At 75.6% G+C, this 5,476-nt stretch carries 5 protein-coding genes and 1 pseudogene; 3 read left to right on the top strand and 3 right to left on the bottom strand.

The window, feature by feature from the left end; all coding sequences use genetic code 11:
* Positions 1–123: 123 nt before the first annotated feature.
* The 3 genes from ACTUAL_RS16750 to ACTUAL_RS16740 all read right to left on the bottom strand — a co-directional run bounded on the left by ACTUAL_RS16750 (position 124) and on the right by ACTUAL_RS16740 (position 3,044).
* Positions 124–1,008: an HAD family hydrolase gene (locus ACTUAL_RS16750; protein ID WP_096497234.1), complete on the bottom strand. Its 885-nt coding sequence runs from the start codon at positions 1,006–1,008 to the stop codon at positions 124–126.
* A gap of 40 nt (positions 1,009–1,048) precedes the next feature.
* Entirely contained in the window at positions 1,049–2,287 is a 1,239-nt protein-coding gene (locus tag ACTUAL_RS16745; RefSeq protein WP_440900921.1) for a DUF5667 domain-containing protein, read from the bottom strand.
* A 103-nt stretch (positions 2,288–2,390) separates the two neighbouring features.
* Positions 2,391–3,044 (bottom strand): sigma-70 family RNA polymerase sigma factor, encoded by a 654-nt coding sequence (locus ACTUAL_RS16740; RefSeq protein WP_096497232.1) that lies wholly within the window; start codon positions 3,042–3,044, stop codon positions 2,391–2,393.
* A 192-nt stretch (positions 3,045–3,236) separates the two neighbouring features.
* Here ACTUAL_RS16740 and ACTUAL_RS16735 point away from each other — a divergent pair, with 192 nt between their 5' ends.
* The 3 genes and pseudogenes from ACTUAL_RS16735 to ACTUAL_RS16725 form a co-directional block, all read left to right on the top strand.
* Positions 3,237–4,748: an AMP-binding protein gene (locus ACTUAL_RS16735; RefSeq protein ID WP_096497231.1), complete on the top strand. Its 1,512-nt coding sequence runs from the start codon at positions 3,237–3,239 to the stop codon at positions 4,746–4,748.
* Between the two features lie 16 nt (positions 4,749–4,764).
* Positions 4,765–5,001 carry a glutaredoxin family protein gene (locus ACTUAL_RS16730; RefSeq protein ID WP_015805409.1) on the top strand — a complete coding sequence of 79 codons (237 nt, stop codon included), beginning with the start codon at positions 4,765–4,767 and terminating at the stop codon, positions 4,999–5,001.
* 120 nt (positions 5,002–5,121) lie between these two features.
* A pseudogene (locus ACTUAL_RS16725) lies at positions 5,122–5,476 on the top strand (molybdopterin-dependent oxidoreductase); the annotation flags it as partial.

Genomic DNA, 5,476 nt, shown 5'->3' with positions numbered 1-5,476 from the left:
GCCCGCCCCCGCGGAAACCCCCGGCGCGCCACCGCCTCACCGCCGCCGCCTCACCGCCGCCGCCTCACCGCCGCCGCCTCACCGCCGCAGGCTCACCGCCGCAGGCTCACCGCCGCCGCCAGCTCACCACCGCCCGCGCCGCCAGGCCACACCCGCCGCGACCAGCCCGGCCACCGCGCCCAGCCCCAGCACCGACGGCACCCCGATCCGGGCCGCCTTGCGGGCCGTGCGGAAGTCCCGCGTCTCCCAGCCGCGCTTGCGCGCCGTCTCGCGCAGGCCCGAGTCCGGGTTCACCGCGACCGCGGTGCCGACCACCGACAGCATCGGCACGTCGTTCACCGAGTCCGAGTACGCCGTGCACCTGCGCAGGTCCAGGCCCTCCTGCGCGGCCAGCGCGCGCACCGCGTGCGCCTTCGCCTTGCCGTGCAGCAGGTCGCCCACGAGCCTGCCCGTGTAGATCCCGTCCACGTTCTCGCCGACCGTGCCCAGCGCCCCGGTCAGCCCGAGCCGCCTGGCGATGATCGTCGCCAGCTCGACCGGCGTCGCCGTCACGAGCCACACGCGCTGACCGGCGTCCAGGTGCATCTGCGCGAGCGCCTGCGTGCCCGCCCAGATCTTGTCCGCCATCAGCTCGTCGAAGATCTCCTCGCCGAGGCTGATGATCTCCGCCACGCTGCGCCCCGCCACGAACGACAGGGCCTGCTCGCGCGACTCCTTCACGCTCTGCGGGTTCTCCCGGCCGCCGACCCGGAACTTCAGCTGCTGCCAGGCGAAGCCCACCAGGTCCGAGTTCTTGAAGTACTTCCTGGCCGCGAGCCCGCGCGCGAAGTGGAAGATCGACGCGCCCATCATCATCGTGTTGTCCACGTCGAAGAAGGCGGCTGCCGTCAGGTCCGACGCCGCCTGACCCGGTGCGTCGGCGAGTGCAGCCGCCGCCGACGCCTCGCCCGCCAGTTCGGCGAGCCTCTCGCGCTCGGCCGAGCCCTGCACCACACGCTTCGACACCACTCCAGCGCCTCCCAGGGGTTCGATGCGACAAGAGTAGCGATCAGCCGGTGGGGAGGATGCCGGACAGCCCCGGCAGCTCCAGCGGCAGCGGCAGTTGCAGCGACGGCAGCGGGAGGGTGGGCAGCAGGTCCGTGAGCTGCGGCAGCGGCAGCTGCACGCCGGGCTGGTCGGTCTGCGGCTGGCCCGCCTTCGGGGTGGTGGTCGCCACGGGCGGCTGACCTGCCCCGGTGGTGGGCGCCCCGGTCGTGCGCGGCGCGCCGGTCGTGCCGGTGCCTGCCTGGCCGGTGCCGGGGACGGGCGCGGAGGACGTGGTGGACGGGGCCGCCGACGTCGAGCCCGGCTCCTGGCCGACCGGCTCGCACCCCTGCTCCGCGGGCAGCGGGCCGAGGTCGTCGGACGTGCCCGAGGTCACCACCGCGCAGTCGGCGCGCGCCAGCAGGCCGACCACGCGCACCCCGATCCGGCCGAGCAGCTCCATCGACCCGCCCGCGCGCGCGTTCGCGTCGGAGGGCAGCTCGTGGCGCACCGAGTCCAGCCTGTGCGACTGGGCGGCTGCCCACTCGTACAGCGAGCCGAGCGCGCCCCGGTCGGCGGTCGTGCCGTGCGCGACCAGCGCCCGCGCGCCCGCCGAGGCGTCCGCGTCGAAGTCGGAGAACGCGGTCAGGTAGCCGGCGACCGGCCCGCCGCCGGTGTCGCGGCCCCGCCCGGCCAGCGTCTCCACCTCGGACAGCCGGGACGCGGCGAACTCCAGCCGCTTGAACCCCTTGCCGTCCTCGGCGAACATGAGCCCGAGCTGGGCCTCCTCGGTGGTCCGCTTGACCCCGTACAGCGCGTCGCCGGGCAGCGCGTCCCGGCTCAGCAGGACCGACATCCCGGCCAGCGACAGCAGCAGGCACAGCGCCGCCGCCGACGCGACCAGGAACCGCCCGCGCGCGCCGCCGCGTCTTCGCCGCTCCCCGAGGTCGGTCACGCCACCGCCCGGACCGGGACCCGCGCCGACGCGCGGCTCGCCGTCCACCGGGTCCTCGCCCGCGACCGGCTCCAGGATCGCCGGGTCGGCGATCGAGGCGGCCATCCCGTCCAGCACCCGCGCGCGCATCCGCGCCCTGGCGTCCGCGTCCGGGCCGCCCTGCTCGGCCGCCCGCCGGAGCACCTCGACGACGGCCAGCTCACGCGCGAAGTCCGGGTCCGCCCCGCCCTCCGGCAGCGCCTCGACAGCGCGGGCGAACTCCTCGTCGTCCCCGTGACGCCCCAGCGGCGTGATTCCTCTACCCACCATCCCGCACCGTCCGACCAGCGTGCCTGCACCGAAGTAACGAACCGGGATGTTCCGGGGTTACGCGTGTTCCGGGGTCACGCGCGACCGGGCGGTCCGGCGCCGCTCACCGCAACCACTGTGGCAGCAGTTGGGCCAACCGGCGCACCGCGCGGTGCTGCAGGGCCTTGACGGCACCCTCGTTGCGCCCCATCCTCGCCGCGGTCTCGGCCACGGACAAGCCCTGGATGAAGCGCAGGGTAATGCACTCGCGCTGGTCATCGCCCAGTTGGCGGACGCAGCGGAGCAGCTCCTCGCTCGTCGCCAGCGCCAGCACCTCCTGCTCCGGCCCGTCCGCCGCCTCGCGGTTGTCCGCCAGCTCGGCCGTGGTGACCTCCAGCCGGTACCGGCTGGACTTCACGTGGTCGAACACGATGTTCCTGGCGATCGTGACGAACCAGGCGCCCACGTCGCGGCCCTGGTAGCTGATCGACCCGATGCTCCGCAGCGCGCGCAGGAACGTCTCGCTGGTCACGTCCTCGGCCAGCGTCCGGTCCCCGATCCGGAACAGGACGTAGCGGTAGACCACGTCGACGTACCGGTCGTACAGGGCGCCGAACGCCTCCTTGTCGCCGCCCTGGGCCGCGCGCACCAGGGCCCACGGCTCGTCCGGCGCGTCGCCGTCCACGTCCTCGCCGGTGCCCGGCCGCCTGCCCCCGCCCCACAGGGAGCGGAGACCGCGGCGGGGTCTCGCGCTGTTCTCGCGCGTCCTCGCGGTCATCGGCTCGCGGCACCTCCACGGAGTCGACGCTCCCGCAGCATACGTTTCCCCACCTCTGTATCAGGGATTCGGTGACAGTAGGGACCGGTGCGCGCGTTCCGCGAGCGGGGTCACCCGAGGGCACTACGTGCGCGGCCCCGACCGTGCCAGACTGCGACCAGGTCCCGCAGGGTCCCCGACGAGGAGGCTGCCTTGGTCGCTCCCGCCCGCAACGTCGCAGACCTGGTGCGCGAGTCGGCGCGCAGGGGACCGGGGCACCCGGCCGTGGTCGACGTCACCACCGCGCGGAGCCTGAGCTGGGGCGCGCTCGACGCGGCGGTGGACGCGGAGGCCCGAAGGCTCGTGGGCGCGGGGCTGCGGCCCGGCGACCGGGTCGCGGTGCGGCTGCCGACCGGTCCGGCGTTCTGCGCGGCGGTGTTCGGCGCGCTGCGCGCGGGCGGCGTCCTGGTGCTGCTGGGCGCCGGTCAGCCGCGCCACGAGCTGGACCGGCTGCTGGCCGACAGCGGCGCGCGGCTGCTGGTCGGCGACCCGGACGAGCCGGGCGCCGAGCCGGGCGGGCCGCCGGACCCGCGGGTCACCGTGCTGCCCGCGCCCCCGCTCGACGTCGAGCCGGGCTCGGCGCCGCCGGTCGACGCGGTCCGGGGCGGCGAGGACGTCGCCGTGATCGGCTACACCTCCGGCACCTCGGGCGTGCCGCGCGGCGCGATGCTGTCGCACCGGGCGCTGCTGGCCAACGTCGACCAGTGCGCCGAGCTGCGGCCCGCCCCGGTGACCGCCGGGGACCGGGTGCTGCTCGCGCTGCCGCTGTTCCACGTCTACGGGCTCGGGCCCGGTCTGCTCCAGGTCGCGGGCGCGGGGGCCACCGCCGTGCTGGTCGAGCGGTTCGACCCGGACGCCGCGCTCACCGCGATCCGCGAGCACCGGGTGACCGCGCTGGTCGGCGTGCCGCCGATGTACCGGGCGCTGCTGGCCCAGCCGGTGGCGCGGCTGCGCGCGGACCTGGCGACCGTGCGGCTGTTCACCTCCGGCGCGGCCCCGCTGCCGCCCGAGGTGCTGACCGGGATGCGCGCCGCGACGGGCCTGGTCGTGCACGAGGGCTACGGCCTGACCGAGACCGGTCCCGTGCTGACGTCCTCGCTGGTCACGGGCACGGCGAAGCCGGGTTCGGTGGGCAGCCCGCTGCCCGGCGTCGAGCTGCGCCTGGTCGACAGCGACGGCTCCCCGCTCGACCTGGAGGAGGACGAGCCGGGCACCGGGCTGGTGTCGGTGCGCGGCGCGAACCTGTTCAGCGGCTACTGGCCGGACGGCGCGCACGGCCCGGCCGAGGACGGCTGGTTCCGCACCGGCGACGTCGGCTACCTGGACGCGGACGGCGACCTGCACCTGGTCGACCGGGCGGGCGACCTGATCATCGTCAACGGGTTCAACGTCTACCCGCACGAGGTGGAGGCGGTGCTGCGCGAGCTGCCCGGCGTGGTGGAGGCGGCGGCGGTGGGCGTGCCGGACGAGCGGACCGGCGAGGCGGTCAAGGCGGTGCTCGCGCTGGCGGACGGGGTCGAGCTGGACGAGGCGCGGGTGCGCGGGCACTGCGCGGACCGGCTGGCGAAGTTCAAGGTCCCGACCTCGGTGGAGTTCACCTCCGCGCTGCCGCACTCGCCGACCGGCAAGGTCGCGAGGGCCCTGCTCCGCCCGCCGCTGATCTGAGGGGGAGGATGGGGGCGTGAGCCACCACGTCACCCTCGTCACCCGCGTCGACTGCCACTCGTGCGAGCAGGCCAAGGCGGACCTGGAGCGGATCTGCGGCGAGCTGGGCGTGCCGTGGGACGCGGTCGACGTCGACTCGGACCGGGAGCTGCGCGCCGAGTACGGCGACCGGGTGCCGGTGATCCTCGTCGACGGCGAGGAGCACGGGTACTGGGAGGTCGAGGAGGACCGCCTGCGCGCCGCGCTGGCCTGACCGCGCTGGCCTGACCGCGCTGGTCCGATCGCGCCGGCGGCCTGACCGCGCTGGCCTGACCGGGGGAGAGTCCGCGCGCTGCCGCGCGAACCGGGCCGGGGCCGGTGTCGAATGTCCGGCATGACTCGCTGGAAGGCCGCACTGCTCGGGCTGCTCTCGGTGACGGCCGCGCTGGCCGCGGGGCACCTGGCCGCCGGGTTCGTCGGGTTGTCCGCCTCGCCGTACCTCGCGGTCGGCAACACCGCGATCGACTTCACGCCGACACCGCTGAAGGACTTCGCCGTCCGCACGTTCGGCACCGCCGACAAGCCCGTGCTGCTGCTCGGCATGGCGGTGGTGATCGCCCTGCTCGCGGTGCTGGCGGGTCTGCTGTCCCGGCGCTCCCCGCTGCCCGGCACGGTGCTGGCGGGCGCGCTGGGCCTGATCGGGATCGCGGCCGTGCTGTACCGGCCGGACCTCGGCAGGCTGGCCGTCC

Source organism: Actinosynnema sp., from assembly GCF_052038725.1.
This window is presented reverse-complemented; position numbering and strand designations above follow the sequence as displayed.

Bases quoted from the DNA above. Each gene is read 5' to 3' on its own strand.
- ACTUAL_RS16740 (WP_096497232.1), bottom strand. From the start codon at position 3,044: ATGACCGCGAGGACGCGCGAGAACAGCGCGAGACCCCGCCGCGGTCTC.
- ACTUAL_RS16745 (WP_440900921.1), bottom strand. From the start codon at position 2,287: ATGGTGGGTAGAGGAATCACGCCGCTGGGGCGTCACGGGGACGACGAG.